At 66.0% G+C, this 18,560-nt stretch carries 17 protein-coding genes; 11 read left to right on the top strand and 6 right to left on the bottom strand.

All coding sequences use genetic code 11. The features are described from left to right. The first annotated feature begins 6 nt into the window (after positions 1-6). The 3 genes from pheS to HGI46_RS17910 are packed head-to-tail and all read left to right on the top strand — an operon-like array spanning position 7 to position 4,375. The gene (gene pheS / locus HGI46_RS17920) at positions 7-1,107 is read left to right on the top strand and encodes a phenylalanine--tRNA ligase subunit alpha (protein WP_168905338.1); all 1,101 of its coding nucleotides are present in this window, start codon (positions 7-9) and stop codon (positions 1,105-1,107) included. Continuing rightward, positions 1,104-3,494, top strand: a complete 2,391-nt coding sequence (gene pheT, locus HGI46_RS17915) for a phenylalanine--tRNA ligase subunit beta (protein WP_168905337.1) — start codon at positions 1,104-1,106, stop codon at positions 3,492-3,494. Before pheS ends, pheT begins: the two co-directional genes overlap by 4 nt. Further along, positions 3,491-4,375 carry an aldose 1-epimerase family protein gene (locus tag HGI46_RS17910; protein WP_168905336.1) on the top strand — a complete coding sequence of 295 codons (885 nt, stop codon included), beginning with the start codon at positions 3,491-3,493 and terminating at the stop codon, positions 4,373-4,375. Before pheT ends, HGI46_RS17910 begins: the two co-directional genes overlap by 4 nt. Here HGI46_RS17910 and HGI46_RS17905 read toward each other — a convergent pair. Continuing rightward, positions 4,372-5,916, bottom strand: a complete 1,545-nt coding sequence (locus HGI46_RS17905; RefSeq protein ID WP_118073021.1) for a tryptophan halogenase family protein — start codon at positions 5,914-5,916, stop codon at positions 4,372-4,374. The genes HGI46_RS17910 and HGI46_RS17905 overlap by 4 nt on opposite strands. Before the next feature lie 78 nt (positions 5,917-5,994). Here HGI46_RS17905 and HGI46_RS17900 point away from each other — a divergent pair, with 78 nt between their 5' ends. The 7 genes from HGI46_RS17900 (at position 5,995) to HGI46_RS17870 (ending at position 13,325) form a co-directional block, all read left to right on the top strand. After that, entirely contained in the window at positions 5,995-7,515 is a 1,521-nt protein-coding gene (locus HGI46_RS17900) for a peptide chain release factor 3 (protein WP_168905335.1), read from the top strand. 59 nt (positions 7,516-7,574) lie between these two features. Then, complete coding sequence (locus HGI46_RS17895; RefSeq protein WP_118073019.1) at positions 7,575-8,447, top strand: alpha/beta hydrolase; 873 nt, start codon at positions 7,575-7,577, stop codon at positions 8,445-8,447. A 19-nt stretch (positions 8,448-8,466) separates the two neighbouring features. Next, entirely contained in the window at positions 8,467-9,180 is a 714-nt protein-coding gene (locus HGI46_RS17890) for an endonuclease/exonuclease/phosphatase family protein (protein WP_118073018.1), read from the top strand. Positions 9,181-9,376: 196 nt separating this feature from the next. Next, complete coding sequence (locus HGI46_RS17885; protein WP_039333663.1) at positions 9,377-9,715, top strand: P-II family nitrogen regulator; 339 nt, start codon at positions 9,377-9,379, stop codon at positions 9,713-9,715. 35 nt (positions 9,716-9,750) lie between these two features. Next, the gene (locus HGI46_RS17880) at positions 9,751-11,073 is read left to right on the top strand and encodes an ammonium transporter (protein ID WP_168905334.1); all 1,323 of its coding nucleotides are present in this window, start codon (positions 9,751-9,753) and stop codon (positions 11,071-11,073) included. Positions 11,074-11,268: 195 nt separating this feature from the next. Then, the gene (gene hisC / locus HGI46_RS17875) at positions 11,269-12,384 is read left to right on the top strand and encodes a histidinol-phosphate transaminase (protein WP_168905333.1); all 1,116 of its coding nucleotides are present in this window, start codon (positions 11,269-11,271) and stop codon (positions 12,382-12,384) included. Positions 12,385-12,389: 5 nt separating this feature from the next. Further along, positions 12,390-13,325 carry a prephenate/arogenate dehydrogenase family protein gene (locus HGI46_RS17870; RefSeq protein WP_346766772.1) on the top strand — a complete coding sequence of 312 codons (936 nt, stop codon included), beginning with the start codon at positions 12,390-12,392 and terminating at the stop codon, positions 13,323-13,325. Here HGI46_RS17870 and HGI46_RS17865 read toward each other — a convergent pair. From HGI46_RS17865 to ftsE, 5 genes are read right to left on the bottom strand one after another with little or no spacing between them, the layout of a single operon-like run. Then, positions 13,308-14,576, bottom strand: coding sequence for a divalent metal cation transporter (locus tag HGI46_RS17865; RefSeq protein ID WP_168905331.1), 1,269 nt, complete (start codon positions 14,574-14,576; stop codon positions 13,308-13,310). The two genes, HGI46_RS17870 and HGI46_RS17865, sit on opposite strands and share 18 nt — an antisense overlap. Next, complete coding sequence (locus HGI46_RS17860; RefSeq protein WP_168905353.1) at positions 14,573-15,265, bottom strand: lysophospholipid acyltransferase family protein; 693 nt, start codon at positions 15,263-15,265, stop codon at positions 14,573-14,575. Before HGI46_RS17860 ends, HGI46_RS17865 begins: the two co-directional genes overlap by 4 nt. 2 nt (positions 15,266-15,267) lie before the next feature. Further along, positions 15,268-15,828, bottom strand: coding sequence for a YdcF family protein (locus HGI46_RS17855; RefSeq protein WP_240344873.1), 561 nt, complete (start codon positions 15,826-15,828; stop codon positions 15,268-15,270). After that, a complete protein-coding gene (locus HGI46_RS17850; protein ID WP_168905330.1) occupies positions 15,825-16,760 on the bottom strand; it encodes a cell division protein in 936 nt (311 codons plus the stop codon). The genes HGI46_RS17855 and HGI46_RS17850 overlap by 4 nt, the downstream gene beginning before the upstream one ends. Further along, positions 16,757-17,506, bottom strand: a complete 750-nt coding sequence (gene ftsE, locus HGI46_RS17845; RefSeq protein WP_118073013.1) for a cell division ATP-binding protein FtsE — start codon at positions 17,504-17,506, stop codon at positions 16,757-16,759. Before ftsE ends, HGI46_RS17850 begins: the two co-directional genes overlap by 4 nt. Before the next feature lie 148 nt (positions 17,507-17,654). Between ftsE and HGI46_RS17840 the strand changes: the two genes are divergently transcribed. Then, the gene (locus HGI46_RS17840) at positions 17,655-18,515 is read left to right on the top strand and encodes an MJ0042-type zinc finger domain-containing protein (RefSeq protein ID WP_168905329.1); all 861 of its coding nucleotides are present in this window, start codon (positions 17,655-17,657) and stop codon (positions 18,513-18,515) included. Positions 18,516-18,560: the final 45 nt, after the last annotated feature.

Raw genomic sequence — 18,560 nt, 5'->3', positions numbered from 1 at the left:
TCGCCCATGGAAAACCTCGATCAACAGCAGGCCGAAACGCTCTCGGCCATTGCGGACGCGAACACGCCCGAAGCGGTGGAGGCGATCCGCGTCTCCGCGCTCGGCAAGCAGGGCTGGGTCAGTGCCCTGCTCAAGTCGCTGGGCGGGATGACCCCGGACCAGCGCCAGAGCGAAGGCCCGAAAATCCACGCCGCGCGCGAAGCGGTGACCGCCGCCTTGGCGGACCGCAAGAGCGCGCTCGAAAGCGCCGCGCTGGAAGCGCGCCTCGCTGCCGAGACGGTCGATCTGTCGCTGCCCGCACCGCAGGCACCGAAGGGTTCGGTCCACCCCGTCAGCCAGGTCATGGACGAACTCGCCGAGATCTTCGCCGACATGGGCTTCGCCGTCGCGAGCGGTCCCGAGATCGAGGACGACTGGCACAACTTCACCGCGCTCAACATGCCGGAAACCCATCCGGCCCGCGCGATGCACGATACCTTCTACTTCCCCGACAAGGATGCCGAAGGCCGCTCGATGCTGCTGCGCACGCATACCTCGCCGGTGCAGATCCGCTCGATGATCGCACAGGGCGCGCCAATCCGCATCATCGCGCCAGGCCGCGTCTATCGCTCTGACTCGGACGCCACGCACACGCCGATGTTCCACCAGATCGAAGGTCTGGTCATCGACAAGGGCATCCACCTCGGCCATCTGAAATGGACGCTGGAAACCTTCCTCAAGGCCTTCTTCGAGCGTGACGACATCGTCCTGCGCCTGCGCCCGAGCTACTTCCCCTTCACCGAGCCCTCGGTCGAGGTGGACGTCGGCTACACGCTGATCAACGGCAAGCGTGTCGTCGGTGGCAGCGGCGATGCCGAGAACGGCGGCTGGATGGAAGTGCTGGGCTCCGGCATGGTCAACCGCAAGGTCATCGAATTCGGCGGGCTCGATCCCGATGAATGGCAGGGCTTCGCCTTCGGCACCGGCGTCGATCGCCTCGCCATGCTCAAGTACGGCATGGATGACCTGCGCGCTTTCTTCGATGGCGATGTGCGGTGGCTTGGCCACTACGGCTTCGGCGCGCTCGACGTGCCGACCCTCTCAGGCGGTGTTGGAGTACGTTCGTGAAGTTCTCGCTCTCGTGGTTGAAGTCGGTCCTCGATACCAAGGCCGACGCCCGCACCATCGCCGAAAAGCTGACCTCGCTGGGTCTGGAGATCGAAGGCGTCGAGGATGCCTCGGCCGCGCTCAAGAGCTTCCGCGTCGCCCGCGTGCTGACGGCGGAGAAGCACCCGCAGGCCGACAAGCTGCAGGTGCTCTCGGTCGATCTGGGTGACGGCAATCCGCTGCAGGTCGTCTGCGGCGCGCCCAATGCGCGCGCTGGCCTCGTCGGCGTGCTCGGCCTGCCCGGCGCGGTGGTTCCGGCCAATGGCATGGAACTGCGCAAGTCGGCCATCCGTGGCGTCGAATCCAACGGCATGATGTGTTCGACGCGCGAGCTTGGCCTTGGCGAAGAGCACGACGGCATCATCGAACTGCCCGAGGATGCGCCGCTGGGCACGACCTTTGCCGATTACCTCGGCTCGGACCCGGTGTTCGACGTGGCGATCACCCCCAACCGCCCGGACTGCATGGGCGTCCACGGCATTGCGCGCGACCTCGCGGCGGCTGGCCTTGGCGTGCTGCAACCGATCGCGGCGGCGCACGTTGCGGGCAGCTTCCCTTGCCCGATCGAAGTGCGCACCGACGATCCCGAAGGCTGCCCCGCCTTCTATGGCCGTGTCGTTCGCGGCGTGAAGAATGGCCCCAGCCCGAAGTGGCTGCAGGACTGCCTGAAGAGCGCGGGACAGCGTCCGATCTCGGCGCTGGTGGACATCACCAACTACGTCATGCTCGGCTACGGTCGTCCGGCCCATGCCTATGACATGGCCAAGCTTTCGGGCGCGGTCGTCGCCCGCAAGGCGCGTGAGGGCGAGACCTGCCTGGCGCTGAACGGCAAGGAATACGCGCTGCAGCCGTGGATGACAGTGATCGCCGACGATGCCGGCGTACACGACATCGCCGGGATCATGGGCGGCGAACATTCGGGCTGCTCGGACGAGACGACGGATGTGCTGCTCGAAGTCGCGTACTTCGATCCCGCTTCCATCGCCCGCACCGGGCAGGCCCTCTCGCTCACCTCCGACGCGCGCGGGCGGTTCGAACGTGGCGTCGATCCGGCGTTCCTCGATACCGGGCTTGACCTGCTGACCAAGCTGATCCTCGACATCTGTGGCGGCGAGGCCAGCGAAGTGGTCCGTGCAGGCCAGCCTCCGCTGGCGCGCAAGGCCGTCGCTTACGATCCGGCTCTCGCTGGCAACCTCGGCGGCATCGACGTTGCCAATGGCGAGCAGAAGCGCATCCTCGCCGCGCTCGGCTTCGAAGTCGCCGACGACTGGACCGTGACCGTGCCGACCTGGCGCCCCGACGTCGACGGCGCGCCTGACATCGTCGAGGAAGTGATCCGCGTCCATGGCCTTGATGCCGTGCCATCGACGCCGCTGCCGCGCGCAGATGGCGTCGCCAAGCCGACCGCGACGGCGGTGCAGACGCTTGAGCGCCGCGTCCGCCGCGCTGCTGCTTCGCGCGGGCTGCATGAGGCGATCACCTGGTCGTTCCTGCCCGAAAAGGAAGCCGCGCACTTTGCCGATGGCGAGGAAACCTGGGCGCTGGCCAATCCGATTTCGGAAGACCTCAAGGTCATGCGTCCCTCGCTGCTGCCGGGCCTGCTCTCGGCCGCACAGCGCAACCTCCATCGCGGCGCGACATCGGTGCGGCTGTTCGAGATCGGCCGCCGCTACCTGCGCGGAGAGGGCGGCGCGAGCGACGAGAAGCTGAGCCTTGCCGTTGTTCTTGCAGCCGAATCCGTCTCGCGCGGGTGGGCGACTGGCAAAGCCAGGCCGTTCGACGCGTTCGACGCCAAGGCCGAAGCGCTGGCGTTGCTGGCCGAGGCTGGCGCTCCGGTCGACAACCTGCAGGTCATGGGCGAGGCGGGCGCGCAGTTCCACCCCGGCCAGTCGGCCACCCTGCGCCTTGGCCCCAAGCAGGTGCTGGCGCGCTTCGGGATGCTGCATCCTTCGACCGCGAAGGCCTTCGACCTCGATGGTCCGGTGGTGGTGGTCGAGTTGTTCCTTGACCGCATTCCCCCGCGCAAGGGCCCGGGCCAGTTCGCCCGCCCGCACTTCGCCCCGCCCGCGCTTCAGGCGGTGACGCGCGACTTCGCGTTCCTTGTCGCGGCCTCGGTCCCGGCAGGCGATCTGCTGCGCGCGGTCAAGGGTGCAGACAAGCAGGCGATTGTTTCCGCTCGCATTTTTGACGATTTCCGGGGCGCTGGCGTTCCTGAGGGCCAGAAGAGTCTGGCCATCGAAGTGACGCTGCAGCCGGTCGAGAAGTCGTTCGATGAAGCGGCACTCAAGGCGATTTCCGACAAGGTGGTGGTGGCTGCCGCCAAGCTTGGCGGTGTCCTGCGCGGATGACGGACGATCTCGTCACCATCGCCGGTGAGGGGCTTTCTGCGCGGATTAATCCTTTGGGCGCAGAGCTTTGGTCGCTGACCGACGCTGCGGGAGCGCAGTACATGACCGATGCGGACCCGGCCTTCTGGTCGGGTCACGCGCCCTTCCTGTTTCCGATCGTGGGCGCGCTTTCAGGTGACACGCTGCGCCTTGATGGCCGCGAATTTTCCATGCCGAAACATGGCTTTGCGCGGCGCAGCAGATTTGCGCCAGTCCATGCCGAAGGGGCCGAAGCGCGCTTCCGCCTGACTGATTCGCCGGAGACGCGCAGCGTCTATCCGTTCGGCCTCGTGCTGGAAGTTGCCTACCGCATCGAGGCGATGACGCTGCACACCGAAGTGAGCGTGTTCAATCCCAACGCGGAAGCGCTGCCCTTCAGCTTTGGCTTCCATCCGGCCTTCGCCTGGCCGCTTCCGGGCGGTTTTCCCAAGCAGGATCATAAGCTTGTCTTCGAGAAGGTGGAAAGTCCAACTCTGCGGCAACTCACCCCCAACTCTGGGGAACTCTCCCCCGACTCTCGCCCGAGTCCGGCCAACTCTCGCGAGCTAATGCTCAGCGAAGACCTCTTCCGCAATGACGCGCTGATCTGGGACGTGTTCGAGAGCAAGTCGCTCACCTATGGCGTCGATGGCGGGACCACTCTCGATCTCCATTTCCCCGACACGACGTCGATGGGCGTGTGGCAGGTTCCGGGCGCGCGCTACATCTGCATCGAGCCGTGGCAGGGCCATGCCGACCCCGCAGGCTTCACCGGCGATTTCCGCGAAAAACCCGGCGTCGTTCTGCTTGATCCCGGCGCGACTCGCACCTTCCGCATGGATGTGACCGTCCGACCCGCCTAGCCGCTGGCGCGAGCGCGGATTTCCGTCAGCACTGCGCGGTGATCCGGCAACATGCCCAGCGCGCGGGCATGAGCAGATGTGATGTTCTGCTTGAGCCCCGCCCAATTGCGTGCGTCGACTTCTCGCATCGGCTGCAATTCACGACCGCGATAGAAGCCCTTGCCGAACAGCGCGGCGATGTAAGTGTTCTCGTCAAAGTAGTTGGTGCTGGCGAAATCGGCGCGTACCGGCAGGGTATGGCGCCAGATGGACAGGTTCTGTTCAAGCCTGTCAGACACCTTCATCTCGTGTCGCTGCGCGCGCCAGTAGGACGTGTCCTCCCGGCGCGAGAGGCGGTAGTGCAACGCGATGTAGTCTGCCACCTCGTCGTAAAGGTCGGTGACGCGGCTGTTGTACCGGTCTCGCAAGGCAGGTTCCCAGTCGCTGTCGGGGAAATAGTGGAGCAGCCACTTGACCGATGTTTCGACGGTAAAGATTGCCGAAGCTTCAAGCGGTTCGACGAAGCCTGCGGCAAGCCCGAGCGCGATGCAGTTTCCTTCCCAGCTGCGCTGCGTACGGCCGACGCGCATCGGGATGACGCGCATGTCCTCGACGCGTGCGTTCCCGCCGAGGTAGCCCGCAAATTCATTTGCCGCAGCTTCGTCCGAGCAGTGCTGGCTCGAATAGATGAAGCCGTTGCCGGTGCGATGGTAGAGCGGCACGCGAAAGGCCCAGCCGTGCGGCAAGGCGGTTGCCCTGGTCGCCGGCTCCAGAGGCTCGTCAGGATTGGCGTGGGCCAGCTGCGTCACAACGGCGCGGTCGTTGAGCAGGATGTGGCTGTAATCGACCAGCGGCACCCCCATGACCTTGTGGTGCAGCACACTGCTGAAACCACTGGCATCGATTACCAGCTCGACCGGAACCTCGCGCCCGTCCTCGAGCTTGATGGCGCTGATATGGCCGCGCGGGTCCCGGGTCGCGCCGACGACATCGGCGCCCGTTCGCCGAACCCCGCGCGCCTCGGCGTGCTTGCGCAGGAAGGGTGCGAAAGCCGCGGCATTGGTGTGGTAGGCATAGCGCAGGACGTGTTCGAACGGCTTCTGCCCGCGCATCTTGGGCGACTTGCGCAATTCGATCGCCTCGCGACAGGGCGAGACCACACGCGCATAGTCAGGCCCATCGCCATAGGGTGCGCCGGTCAGCTCGTAGCGCTCGAATTCCCAGCCGGCAGTCATGAAGCCGACGAACGGATTGACCCAGCTTAGCGGTCGGCCGTCGTCGGCCTCGTCCCAACCGACGAAGTAGCCTGCGACCTTGAAGGTGGCGTCCGTATCGCGGATGAAGTCGTCCTCGGGAATACCGAGCTGTTCGAGCGTGGTGGCCATCGAAGGTGAAAGCGATTCGCCCACGCCAATGATCGGTATGCGATCGGATTCGATAAGATGGATATCGAGCTCACCCCGCCGGACAGCGCCCTGCAGCCGGGTGACCAGGAATAAGGCCGCCAGCCAGCCGGTAGTGCCGCCGCCAACGATGGTGATGTTGCGAATTGGTTGACCCATGGCGATAGCGAAGCGGAACCGCCCCCATCGTGTCAAGAAGATGGACGAAAGTGCGTGTGGGCGCTAACCGCGCAGCCCATGTCCAATCGCCGTACATTCGCCATCATTTCGCACCCTGACGCGGGCAAGACCACGCTGACCGAGAAGCTGCTGCTGCAGGGCGGCGCGATCCATCTTGCAGGCGAGGTCAAGGCGCGCGGGGCGGCGCGGCGCGCGCGGTCGGACTGGATGAAGATCGAGCAGCAGCGCGGGATTTCGGTGACGTCGTCGGTGATGACGTTCCAGAAGGATGGCGTTGTCTTTAACCTGCTCGACACGCCGGGCCACGAGGACTTTTCCGAAGATACCTACCGCACGCTGACCGCGGTCGATTCGGCGATCATGGTGATCGACGCAGCCAAGGGCATCGAGCCGCAGACGCGCAAGCTGTTCGAGGTCTGCCGCATGCGCTCGGTCCCGATCATCACCTTCGTCAACAAGGTGGACCGCGAAGGACGTTCGGTATTCGAGACGCTCGATGAAGTGGCCGATGCGCTGGCATTGGACGTTGTGCCGATGTCCTGGCCGATCGGCATGGGGGGCGTGTTTCAGGGCGTGATGAACTTCGCCGACGAGACGATCGCCCGCCCCGAGGGCGACAGCCGCGAGTTCCTCGGCAAGCGTGAACCGGCAACCGACATTCCCGGAGACATCGCCGAGGAAATCGAGCTGGCCCGCGCCGGCTACCCCGAATTCGATCTGGAAGCCTATCGCCATGGCGACCTGACTCCGGTCTATTTCGGATCGGCGCTCAAGAACTTTGGCGTGGCCGAGCTGATCGACGCGATTGCCCGCTATGCTCCGCCGCCGCGCCCTCAATCTTCGAGCGAGGGCACCGTCGATCCCGAGCGCCCGGACGTGACCGGCTTCATCTTCAAGGTGCAGGCCAACATGGACCCACAGCACCGCGACCGCATCGCGTTCATGCGCATGGTCTCGGGCACGTTCAAGCGGGGCATGAAGCTGACGCCCTCCGGCCTGGGCAAGCCGATTGCGGTGCATTCGCCGATCCTGTTCTTCGCGCAGGACCGCGAGATTGCCGACACCGCCGAGGCGGGCGACATCATCGGCATCCCCAACCACGGCACGCTGCGCGTGGGCGATACGCTTTCCGAGAAGAACGACCTGCGCTTTACCGGCCTGCCCAACTTCGCGCCGGAAATCCTGCGCCGCGTGGTGCTGAAGGACCCGACCAAGACCAAGCAGCTGCGCAAGGCGCTGGACGATCTTTCGGAAGAAGGCGTGATCCAGGTGTTCTATCCGGAAATCGGCAGCCAGTGGATCGTCGGCGTGGTCGGCCAGCTCCAGCTCGACGTGCTGGTTTCGCGACTCGAGGCCGAATACAAGGTCGAGGCCGTGCTCGAGCCATCGCCGTTCGACACCGCACGCTGGCTCAAGGGCAGCGATGCGGCGCTCAAGTCCTTTGCCGATTTCAATGCATCGAACCTTGCCAAGGATCGCGATGGCGACCCGGTGTTCATGGCGCGATCATCATGGGACGTGGGCTACCAGCAGGAGCGCAATCCGGAGCTGACCTTCTCGGCCACCAAGGAAAGGTAGCGGCCCGAGGGGCATCCGGGGGTTGAAACCGCCGCCTATCCGGCGCAGTTACTCGGCCCATGCAGTTACTCGGTCCCAGCTCGAACACCTTCATCTCGCAGCGCCTGCGCCTCCACTATGTGGACTGGGGCAACACGGACAAGCCGCCGCTGCTGCTGGTCCATGGCGGGCGCGACCATTGCCGTTCGTGGGACTGGACCGCCGAGGCCCTGCGCGAGGACTGGCACATCATCGCCATGGACCACCGCGGCCATGGCGACAGCCAGTGGACCGAGGACGGCAACTATCGCACGATGGACCTCGTCTATGACGTCGCGCAGCTGATCCACCAGCTCGACCTTGCGCCGGTGACGATCGTCTCGCATTCGTGGGGCGCCAACACCAGCCTGCGCTATGCCGGGCTGTTTCCGGAAAACGTGCGTAAGATCGTGGCGATCGAGGGGCTGTTCCCGACGCCCGAGCGCGAAGCGATGATGAAGAACGTGCCGTTTGCGCGGCGCGTGCGCGATTTCATCGGCGAAAAGCGCAAGGCCGCCGGCCGCCTGCCGCGCCGCTATCCGACGCTTGAAGATGCCTATGCGCGCATGAAGGGCGAGAACCCCTACCTGACCGACGAGCAGGCGCGGCACCTGACCCGCCACGGCATCAACCGCAACGAGGATGGCACCTTCAGCTGGAAGTTCGACCCGCACCTGAACGTCGACGGCGCGCCGTATGATATCACGGCGGAGCAGCGCAACGAGCTGTGGAGCGCGATCACCTGTCCGACGCTGCTGCTGAACGGCGCGGATTCGTGGGCTGGCAATCCTATCGAGAACGGCATGATCGCGCCGTTCCGCAATGCCGAGGTGATCGAGTTCGAGAACGCCGGGCACTGGCTGCACCATGACCAGTTCGACAAGTTCATTGCGACGCTGAAGGACTTCCTCTGAGCAGGGGTTGCACGCAGGCGTGAAACTCAAGGTCGCCAGCTACAACATCCACAAGGGCGTGGGGCTTGATCGCCAGCGTGATCCCGACCGGATCATGACGATCCTGCGCGAGATCGATGCCGACGTGATTGCCCTGCAGGAAGCGGACCGCCGCTTTGGCCTGCGCGAGGCGGTGATTCCCCGCGCCACGCTTGACGACCACAGCCCGTGGCGCGCGGTGGAGCCGGGGCACTACGATCGCGCGCGGACCGGGGCGAGCATGGGCTGGCACGGCAATGCCCTGCTGGTACGGCGCGACATCGAGGTGCTGGAGACTTGTGCGGTCCCGCTGCCGACGATCGAGCCGCGCGGCGCCGTCTGTTCCACCTTGCGCGTGGGCGGTGCGCTGGTGCGCGTGGTCGGCATGCATCTCGATCTGTCCGGCCTGCGCCGCCGCCAGCAGGTGGAGACGGTGTGCGGGCATGTTGCCGGGCATGCCGAATCCGGCCACGTGGTGATGATGGGCGATCTCAACGAATGGTCCCCCTCGGGCGGTGCGCTAGGAGCGTTCGCCGCGCCACTGAAAGTCCTGGCGCCGGGACGGAGCTTTCCTTCGCGCCGGCCCGTGGCCCAGCTTGACCGTATCGTGGTAAGCGATGGGCTTCGGGTAGAGGGCCTGGGCGTGCACCACAGTCCGCTTGCCGCGGTGGGATCGGACCACCTGCCGGTCTGGGCCGATCTCGTCCTGCCTTGAATCTGAGCAGGAAGTATTGCCCAAAAATTAGGCAATGCGCTCTGGCTGCACAAGATTCGGGCGGGCACAACCGCTGTGCGGCCATTTTCGTTCCCGTAAAAGCTTGAATCCGTAAAAATCCGGATTTGGCACGCCCCTTGCTTAACTCCTTTCGCCGGCAGGTCGCCCGGCGAGTGGGCAACAGAAGGGGGCATGAATGAAATTCATCATCGCCATCATCAAGCCGTTCAAGCTCGACGAAGTGCGTGAAGCACTGTCCGGGCTGGGCGTTGCTGGGATGACGGTGTCGGAGGTGAAGGGCTTTGGTCGGCAGAAGGGCCAGACCGAAATCTACCGTGGCGCCGAATACTCGACCAACATGCTGCCGAAGGTGAAGATCGAGGTTGCTGCAAGCGACGATCTTGCGCCGCAGATCGTGGAAACGATCCAGCAGGCTGCCAGCACCGAAGCCATCGGCGACGGCAAGATCTTCGTCCTCGACCTCGCATCGGCGACGCGCATTCGCACCGGTGAAACCGGGGATACCGCGCTTTGAGCGCGCCTTCCATTTCCGACCTTAGGGGAACCAACATGATCCGCAAGATGATCGGTGGCTTGGCGGGAACGGGCGCTTCGCTCTTCGCTGCCACTGCCGCTTTCGCACAGGAGGCGGCCCCTGCCGCCACCGTGGACAAGGGCGATACCGCCTGGATGATGGTCTCGACCATCCTTGTCCTGATGATGATCCTTCCCGGCCTCGCGCTGTTCTACGGCGGCCTGACCCGCACCAAGAACATGATCGCGACGATGACCCAGATCGGCGCCGTCGCGTGTCTCGCGATGCTGATGTGGGTGATGTTCGGCTATGGCCTCGCTTTCGGCCCTGAAGGCAATGCCTTCATCAGCTGGGGCAAGTTCTTCCTCTCGGGCGTCGATGCCTCGAGCCAGGCCGCGACTTTCACGGCCGGCGTGGAAATTCCGGAATACGTGTTCATCTGCTTCCAGATGACCTTTGCCGCGATCACCGTGGCGCTGGTGCTGGGCTCGGTGGTCGAGCGCATGAAGTTCTCGGCCATCATGGTGTTCGCCGCCGTGTGGCTGACGCTGTCCTACTTCCCGATCGCACACATGGTGTGGGCGGCTGGCGGCCTGTTCTTCGACATGGGCGCTCTGGACTTCGCCGGTGGTACGGTCGTGCACATCAACGCCGGTGTCTCGGCTCTGGTAGCCTGCCTTATCCTGGGCAAGCGCATCGGTTTCCAGAAGGAAATCATGGCTCCGCACTCGCTGACGATGACCAGCATCGGCACGGGCCTGCTGTGGGTGGGCTGGTTCGGCTTCAACGCGGGTTCAGCACTAGAAGCCAACGGTTCGGCTGCGCTTGCGATGATCAACACCTTCGTCGCCACCGCTTCTGCCGGCCTGTTCTGGATGCTCGCCGAGCGTGCCGCCGGCCACAAGGGTTCGGCTCTGGGCTTCTGCTCGGGCATCATCGCCGGCCTCGTCGCCGTCACTCCGGCCGCTGGCAACTCGGGCCCGTTCGGTGCGATCGTCCTGGGCGCCGTTGCTTCGATCGTCTGCTTCTACATGGTCACCGTGGTCAAGCCGAAGCTCGGCTATGACGACGCGCTGGACGCCTTCGGCATCCACGGCGTGGGCGGCATCATCGGCGCCATCGGCACCGCGGTTGTCTACGCTCCGTCGCTCGGCGGTCCGGGCGCAGAAGACTACGACATGGGCGCCAAGCTGGTCGTGCAGATCATGGCTGTCGTCACGACGATCGGCTGGGCTTCGGTTGCCACCGTGATCGCGATGTACGTCTCGAAGGCCGTGACCGGTCTGCGGGTCACCGAAGAAGTCGAACGCGAAGGCCTCGACCTCGGTGAGCACGGCGAGCGCGCTTACAACTACTGATTACCTGAATTCCCGAATTGGCGGGGTTGGGGGGAACCAGATCCTCTCCCTCTCATCCCCCCTCCCCCGCCAAACCTTGTTCCTCCTGCGAACAGACTAAGGCCGGAAGCGCTAGCCCGCTTCCGGCCCTTTTTTTGTCCGCAACCGGCGGCTCGCTTGCCCGGAACCCCGGCAGACCCTAAGGCGCGGGGCGTTATGGCAAACGCACCGACTCCGCCCGCTCCTCGGCCCAAAGACTGGATCCTCGGCATCCACGCCTATGTCCCCGGCAAGTCGACCGGCAAGGACGGGCAGAAGCTGACCAAGCTTTCCGCCAACGAGAATCCGCTGGGCACCAGCGCGGCGGCACTGGAAGCGCGCGGCATGGCGGCCCATCCCGCGGCCTACCCCGATCCCGACAGCAAGGACCTGCGCGCCGCCATTGGCGGGGTGCATGGCATCGATCCTGCGCGGATCGTGATGGGCACCGGGTCCGACGAGCTGCTCAACCTCGCCGCGCAGGCCTATGCCGGGCCGGGCGATGAAGTGCTTTACGTGCGCTACGGCTTTTCGGTCTACGACATTGCCGCAAGGCGCTGTGGCGCGGTGCCGGTGGTGGCGCCGGATGCCGATTACGGCACCGACGTCGATGCGCTGCTGGCCTGCGTGACCGAGCGGACGCGGGTGGTGTTCCTTGCCAATCCCAACAATCCCACGGGAAGCTGGCTGCCGCGTGGCGAGATCGAGCGGCTCCATGCAGGGCTGCGCAGCGATGTGCTGCTGGTGCTGGACGGGGCCTATGCCGAGTATCTCGATCCGGCCGACGACGATGGGGCGCTGGAACTTGCCGCGCGCACGCAGAACGTGCTGGTGACGCGGACCTTCTCGAAGATCTACGGCCTTGCCGGCGAGCGTATCGGCTGGGGCACCGGGCACGCCGATATCGTCGACATGCTCAACCGCATTCGCGGGCCATTCAACCTATCGAACACCGCGCAGGCGGCGGGCCTCGCGGCGGTGCAGGACCAGGCTTTCGTCATCGCCTCGCGCGAGCACAACACGGCGGAGCGCGCGCGCTTTGTCGGAAAGCTCGAAGCGCTGGGCAACCACGGCGTGCGGCCGTTGCCGAGCAAGGCGAACTTCGTGCTGATCCTGTTCGAGGGCAAGGTGAGCGCCGAGGATGTCTATCTCGGCCTGATGGACCACGGCTACATCACGCGCTGGTTGCCGGGCCAGGGCCTGCCCCAGGCCCTGCGCATCACCATCGGCACGGCGCAGCAGATGGACGAGATTGCCGAAGCGATCCGCGCAATGTGCGAGGCCGCGAAGTGAGCGACGTGCCGTTCCGGCAGGTCACGATCGTCGGGCTGGGTCTGCTCGGCGGGTCGATCGGCCATGCGGTGCAGGCGTTCTTGCCGGGCACCAGGGTGGTCGGCTGGGACGCCGATGCGGGCGTGCGGGTGCAGGCGGCGGAACTGGGGCTGGCACACCGGATTGCGCAGAGCGCGGAGACGGCGGCGCAAGGGTCCGATCTGGTGATCTTCTGCGTGCCGGTGGGCGCGATGGGTGCGGCGGCGCGGGCGATTGCGCCGGGCCTGTCCCAGGATGCGCTGGTCAGCGATGTCGGTTCATCGAAGGAGACGGTCGCGGCGGCTCTGGCCGAGGCGCTGCCGGGGCATCACGTGATCCCGGCGCACCCGGTGGCGGGGACCGAGCGCAGCGGACCGGACGCAGGCTTCGCCACGCTGTTCCGCAACCGCTGGTGCATCGTCACGCCGCCTGCGGACGCAGACCCGGTGCTCTCGGCGCGGCTGGTGGCGTTCTGGGAGGCGCTGGGCGCGCGGGTCGAGACGATGGACGCCGCGCACCACGACAAGGTGCTGGCCGTGACCAGCCACCTCCCCCACCTGATCGCCTACACCATCGTCGGCACCGCATCGGACCTCGAACAGGTGACGCAGAGCGAGGTGATCAAGTATTCTGCCGGTGGCTTCCGCGACTTCACCCGCATCGCCGCATCGGACCCGACGATGTGGCGCGACGTGTTCCTTTCGAACAAGGACGCGGTGCTGGAAATGCTGCAGCGCTTCACCGAGGACCTGACCGAGTTGCAAAAGGCAATCCGCAAGGGCGATGGCGGCGTGCTGTTCGAGCACTTCACCCGCACCCGCGCAATTCGCCGCGGCATCATCGAAATGGGCCAGGACGATGCGCGGCCCGACTTCGGGCGCAGCGATCACAATGGGCAGAAGGCTTCAGCCGAACAGGAATAGCAGCGCGACGGCCCACATGGCGGCGGTGGAGAGCCAGCCGCCGACGGCGAGGCGGCGCGAGATGGCGAGGCGGCCCATGATGCGGGGGTTGCGGGCGATCATCATCGTCACGACCATCAGCGGCGGGGCGAGCAGCCCGTTGACCACGGCAGCCCAGTAGAGGGCCTTCATCGGATCGATGTCGATCAGGTTGAGCGCGACGCCGCCGAGTGTTGCCAGCGCAATAGCTGCGTAGAAGGCCTTGGCTTCACGCGGGCGACGGTCAAGCCCTTCGGTCCAGCGGAAGGTTTCGCTGACGGCGTAGGCGGCAGAACCGGCGAGGACCGGCACGGCGAGCAGCCCGGTGCCGATGATGCCCAGTGCGAACAAGGCGAAAGCGAATTCGCCGGCAATGGGGCGCAGCGCAGTAGCGGCCTGTTGCGCAGACTGGATCTCGGTCATGCCGCTGGCGTGCAGCGTGGCGGCGGTGGCCATGACGATCGACAGCGCCGTGATGTTCGAGAAGCCCATGCCGGTGAGCGTATCGTTGCGAATGCGGCGCAGTTCAGGCCCTGCCTCGCGCGGGGTGATGCACAGCGGTTTGGCATGGCGGCGGTGGCGCTCTTCCACTTCCTGGCCCGCCTGCCAGAAGAACAGGTAGGGGCTGATCGTGGTCCCGAAGATGGCGACCAGCGCCATGGTGTGGTCCCGGTCGAGCACGAAGCTGGGGACGGTGAGGCCGCGCAGGGCCGCGCTCCAATCGACATCGGCGACCAGCACCACGGCGATGTAGGAGAACAGCGAGAGCGTCGTCCATTTAAGGATGCGGGCGTAGCGTTCGTAGGAGACCAGAACTTCGGCCAGTACGCTCACCACGCCGAACAGCAGCACGTAGATATGCACTGGCCCCGGAACGAGCAGTGCCAGCACCGCGCCCATCGCGCCAAGGTCTGCACCAAGGTTGATGACATTGGCGACGAGCAGCAGCGCAACCATCATGCGCAGCAATGCGGGGTGATAGTGGCGGCGCAGGTTATGGGCGATGCCGCGGCCGGTCGTCGCACCGATGCGCGCGCAGATCGCCTGGATCGAGACGAGCAGAGGCAAGGCGAGGATCATCGACCATGCCAGCGAATAGCCGAACTGCGCGCCGACCTGGCTATAGGTGCCGATGCCGGAGGGATCGTCGTCTGCCGCGCCGGTGATCAGGCCGGGGCCGAGCACTTCGACGAGCGAGCGCTTCCCGTCCTCGCTCGTCACAGGTTCGCTCATGCGTTGAGCGCGTTGATGGCAGCTTCGACGCGGGCTTCGATCTCCTCGCGCTTGAGACCGGGAGGGATTTCCTCGGCGAAGCGATAGCGGATCGTGCCGGAGCGCTTCCAGGTGCGGTGATAGAGCGGGCCGCTATCGACCGCGACCGGGATCACCGGCAGGCCGAGCAGCTTGTAGATCCCGGCAAAGCCTGCCTGCAGATCGCGCCGTGTCCCGTGCGGCACGCGGGTGCCTTCGGGGAAGATGATAAGCGGGCGCCCTTCGGCAATCAGGCGGCGGGCCTCGGTGAGCATGGTGCGCAGGGCGCGTGCGCCCGCCTCACGCTCGACCGAGATCAGGCCGTAACGCGCCCCGGCCTTGCCCCAGCCCGGAATGCTCATCAGTTCGGCCTTGGCGAAGACCACGGGCAGGCGGAACAGCCAGGGCATGTCGATCGCTTCGAAGAAGGCTTCATGGCGGATGGCGTAAAGCACGCCGGGCTTGAACACCGGGTTTTCGAGCTCGACGCGGATGCCGAGCAGGGCGCGCGCGCAGAGTCTGTGCCAGCCTGCCCAGCCACGCACGACGGTGCGAAAGCCATCGCGCCAGATCGACATCAGCGCGAGCGAGGCGAGCACGAAGAACACCGAGCCGACATAGAAGGCGATGTAGAACAGCAGGCTGCGGGGAATGGAGAGCAAATCGCGCAAGATCACCAACCGATCGCTTTCGCACCGAGCCAGACGACCAGGCGCGCAACGTACTTGTTGTATTCGATGAAAAGTATGCGGAAGCTGGGCTTGGAGGCCACCGCATCTTCGACGATTATGAGGCTGGTCGGCGCTTCGGCCGCAAGGTCGAAGGCGGCGCGGCGCATGTGCCAGTCGGTCGTGACGAGGCGGACCGAACGCAGCCTGTTTTCCTTGACCCAGCGCGTCGTCTCGACCGCATTGGAGCGGGTATCGACCGCATCGTAGCCGAGCACGATGCAGCACAGCATCAGGCGATCGGGCACCTTGTATTCGGCGGCGAATTCCCGCGGGCGCACTTCACGGTCCACGCCAGAGACGAGCAGCTTGCTGGCGCGACCGCGCTCCAGCACCTTGAGCGCGTGAGGGATGCGCCCGCCCCCGCCGGTGAGCGCGACGATGCCGTCGGTGCGGACCGGCTCGACCACCGGGCGAGGCAGGAAGACGGCAAACCAGATGAAGCCCAGCGCCCAGGCGATGATGAGCAGAGCCAGCAGCCTGCGGAAGATGCCCCGCTTCGTCACAGCATTCGCCGCAATGCGCTGAGCACGGTCAGGCGCGCGGTGATGACCGCGAGAAGAACGCCGCAGATCGGGATGCAGCAGATTGCGATCCAGTCGCTCCAGACGAGGCCTCCGGCGGCCATCATGCCCGAACCGAGCGCGCCGAACTGGCGACCGAGGAGCCCGGTCACGACCACGCCGAGAAGCAGCCCGCCGATCCCGCCTGCGGCTGCGTCCACCGCCATCGAGCGCTGGAAGATGCGGGCGATCTGCGCGTCGGTGCCGCCCAGCATGTGGACGATCTCGATCGTGCTGCGGTGGTTGCCCAGCGCATTGCGCGAGGCGAGCAGCACGGTCGCGATCGTGGCGAAGGCCAGCAGTGCGATCAAGCCGCCGGCGAGCCACTGCAGCGCATGGACCGCTTCGAACACCGGAGCGAGCCAACTGGCCTGCGCATCGATGCGCGCCGCCGGTGCCTTGCGCCGTACCGCCTGCCCCAAGGCCTTGACCCGTGCGGGATCGGCACTTCCGGCGAGGCGAACATCGATCAGCGCCGGCACGGGCAGGGCGTTCACATCGTCGCCCGCGCTGGTGCCGAGCCATGGCTCGACCAGAGCGTCCAGTTCCTGCTGGGGGACGAGACGCGCCTCGGCAATGCCCGGCGTCGCCTTCAGCACAGCCAGCGCAGCCTGGGCCTGTTGGTCCCTCTCACGCGGGGCGCCGTGGACGATCTGGACAGTGACGCCACCGGCAACATCGGCCCGCGCCGCCCGGGCGGTGTTGCGCAAGGCAAGGCCGCTGGCGGTGGCAACGACAGTCAGCCCGATCATGATCGCGATGACCCATGGCATCGGGCCGGAAAGCTTGCCTTGGGGCAGCAGGCGGCTTTCCGCGCTGGTGCGCTCGCGCCAGTCGCCCCCCAAGGCGCTGGTGATGGCGGGAAGCACGCTCATGCGCCCAGCACGTCCGGGCGCGGCGGGACGGCAGCGCGGCGCGGCGGATAGCGCAGGGCTCCGGTCGGGTCGGACAGGCGGCCCTTGTCGAGCCGCATGATCAGCGATTCCGGCACTTGCCGGATCAGGTGCACGTCGTGGGTGGCGACGACGACGGTCGTGCCGAGGCGGTTCAAGGCCTCGAACAGACGCAGCAGCTTGACCGCCATTTCGGGATCGACGTTACCGGTCGGCTCGTCGGCCACGAGCATGTCGGGGCGTCCGATCACCGCGCGGGCGATGGCGACGCGCTGCTGCTCGCCACCTGAAAGCGTGGCGGGACGGGCATTGCTGCGATCACCCAGGCCGACCCATTCGAGCATGTCGGAAACGGGCTTGATGATGTCCCGCTCAGGCACGCCGGCCACGCGCAAGGGCAGGGCGACGTTGTCGAAGGCCGAGAGGTGCGGGACGAGGCGGAAGTCCTGGAACACGACGCCGAGGCGGCGGCGGAAGCCAGGCAGGCGTTCGCGCGGCAAAGTGATCGCATCGGTGCCGAACATGCGGATCAGCCCGCGCGAAGGCCGCTGGGCAAGGTAGAGCAGCTTGAGCATGCTGGTCTTGCCCGCGCCCGAAGCCCCGGTGAGGAAGTAGAAGCGCCCGGAATAGAGGGTGAAGCTGACATCGGTCAGCACTTCCTTGCCCGTGCCATAGCGCAGGCCGACGTTGTCGAAATGGACAATCTCCGCGTCGTCTGGCTGGCTCATGAGGTGGAGACTGTACCCGTTTGTTCTGCGCCGATCGTTACGCCCCAAGGGCTATACGCGGCAATCCATGTGGAAAAAAGGCCGGGGATGCGTTTCTTGGGTGGTGTGGCTATTGTTTCCCACGGCACGGCCATGCTTAACCCGGTGAATGATCATTGCGTGCCCAGCCTGCTCGACGCGCTATGTCGTTCCCGACACCGCGATCGGCGTGGACGGCAGGACCGTGCGTTGCGCGCGGTGCCGCCATTCGTGGTTCCAGAACGGGCCTGAGCTGCCCTCGCGTGAGGACGCGTCGCCAGAACCCGCGCCTGTGGCGGCTGCGCCCGTTGTAGCTGCGCCCGAGACGACCTCCCCCGCGGCGACCACGCCACCCCCGCGCGAAGCACCCCCGGTGCAGGGGGCTCCTGCCGAGCCTGAACCGGATTTGCCGTTCGCACGCGCGCCGCAGTCCGGCGCCGCCATGGGCGAGGCCGAGCCGCCGACGCCCCCGCCTTTGCCCCATGCCGCGCGGCGCAAGTTCGTTCCGGTTGAGGAAGCGGCCGAGCAATCGCCGTTCGAGCACCAGCCGCCGTTCCGTCCGCGGCGCAATCCCACCAAGCTGTGGACCATGGCCGCCGTGGCCTTCGCTGTCACGATCGCGGCCCTCGGCGGGGCGGCGTGGTACTTTGGGGTGCCGCAGTGGATCCCGGGCGTGAACCAGACATTCGGCGCAGGCCCTGCCGATCTGGTCCGCTCCTTCCCGCCGGAAAAGCAGGATCGCCGCCAGTTGCCCAACGGGACCGAATACTTCGGGCTCAGCGGCACGGTGACCAATACCGGCAAGGAAGTGCGCGCCCTGCCCGAGATCCTGATCGTGCTGCGCGATTCGAACGACAAGGTGGTGAAGACCTGGCCGGTGCCGCCGCCTCAGGCCGAACTTGCGCCCGGCGAAAGCGTGACGATCAACGCTGCGGTCACCGACGTGCCCAAATCGGCAAAGGTCGCGGAAATAGGCTGGAAGCCTGATTGATCCGCAGCTGTTTCGGGGCGAGCGCGAAAAATTGCGCGAAGCTTG

Source organism: Novosphingobium sp. ERW19 (genome assembly GCF_012641315.1).
Classification (GTDB): domain Bacteria; phylum Pseudomonadota; class Alphaproteobacteria; order Sphingomonadales; family Sphingomonadaceae; genus Novosphingobium.
This window is presented reverse-complemented; position numbering and strand designations above follow the sequence as displayed.

What these genes read in the sequence shown, in the direction of transcription:
- pheS (WP_168905338.1), top strand. Translation starts at nt 7, where the DNA reads ATGGAAAACCTCGATCAACAGCAGGCCGAAACGCTCTCGGCCATTGCG.
- HGI46_RS17910 (WP_168905336.1), top strand. Translation starts at nt 3,491, where the DNA reads ATGACGGACGATCTCGTCACCATCGCCGGTGAGGGGCTTTCTGCGCGG.
- HGI46_RS17905 (WP_118073021.1), bottom strand. Translation starts at nt 5,916, where the DNA reads ATGGGTCAACCAATTCGCAACATCACCATCGTTGGCGGCGGCACTACC.
- HGI46_RS17900 (WP_168905335.1), top strand. Translation starts at nt 5,995, where the DNA reads ATGTCCAATCGCCGTACATTCGCCATCATTTCGCACCCTGACGCGGGC.
- HGI46_RS17895 (WP_118073019.1), top strand. Translation starts at nt 7,575, where the DNA reads ATGCAGTTACTCGGTCCCAGCTCGAACACCTTCATCTCGCAGCGCCTG.
- HGI46_RS17885 (WP_039333663.1), top strand. Translation starts at nt 9,377, where the DNA reads ATGAAATTCATCATCGCCATCATCAAGCCGTTCAAGCTCGACGAAGTG.
- HGI46_RS17880 (WP_168905334.1), top strand. Translation starts at nt 9,751, where the DNA reads ATGATCCGCAAGATGATCGGTGGCTTGGCGGGAACGGGCGCTTCGCTC.
- hisC (WP_168905333.1), top strand. Translation starts at nt 11,269, where the DNA reads ATGGCAAACGCACCGACTCCGCCCGCTCCTCGGCCCAAAGACTGGATC.
- HGI46_RS17865 (WP_168905331.1), bottom strand. Translation starts at nt 14,576, where the DNA reads ATGAGCGAACCTGTGACGAGCGAGGACGGGAAGCGCTCGCTCGTCGAA.
- HGI46_RS17850 (WP_168905330.1), bottom strand. Translation starts at nt 16,760, where the DNA reads ATGAGCGTGCTTCCCGCCATCACCAGCGCCTTGGGGGGCGACTGGCGC.
- ftsE (WP_118073013.1), bottom strand. Translation starts at nt 17,506, where the DNA reads ATGAGCCAGCCAGACGACGCGGAGATTGTCCATTTCGACAACGTCGGC.
- HGI46_RS17840 (WP_168905329.1), top strand. Translation starts at nt 17,655, where the DNA reads ATGATCATTGCGTGCCCAGCCTGCTCGACGCGCTATGTCGTTCCCGAC.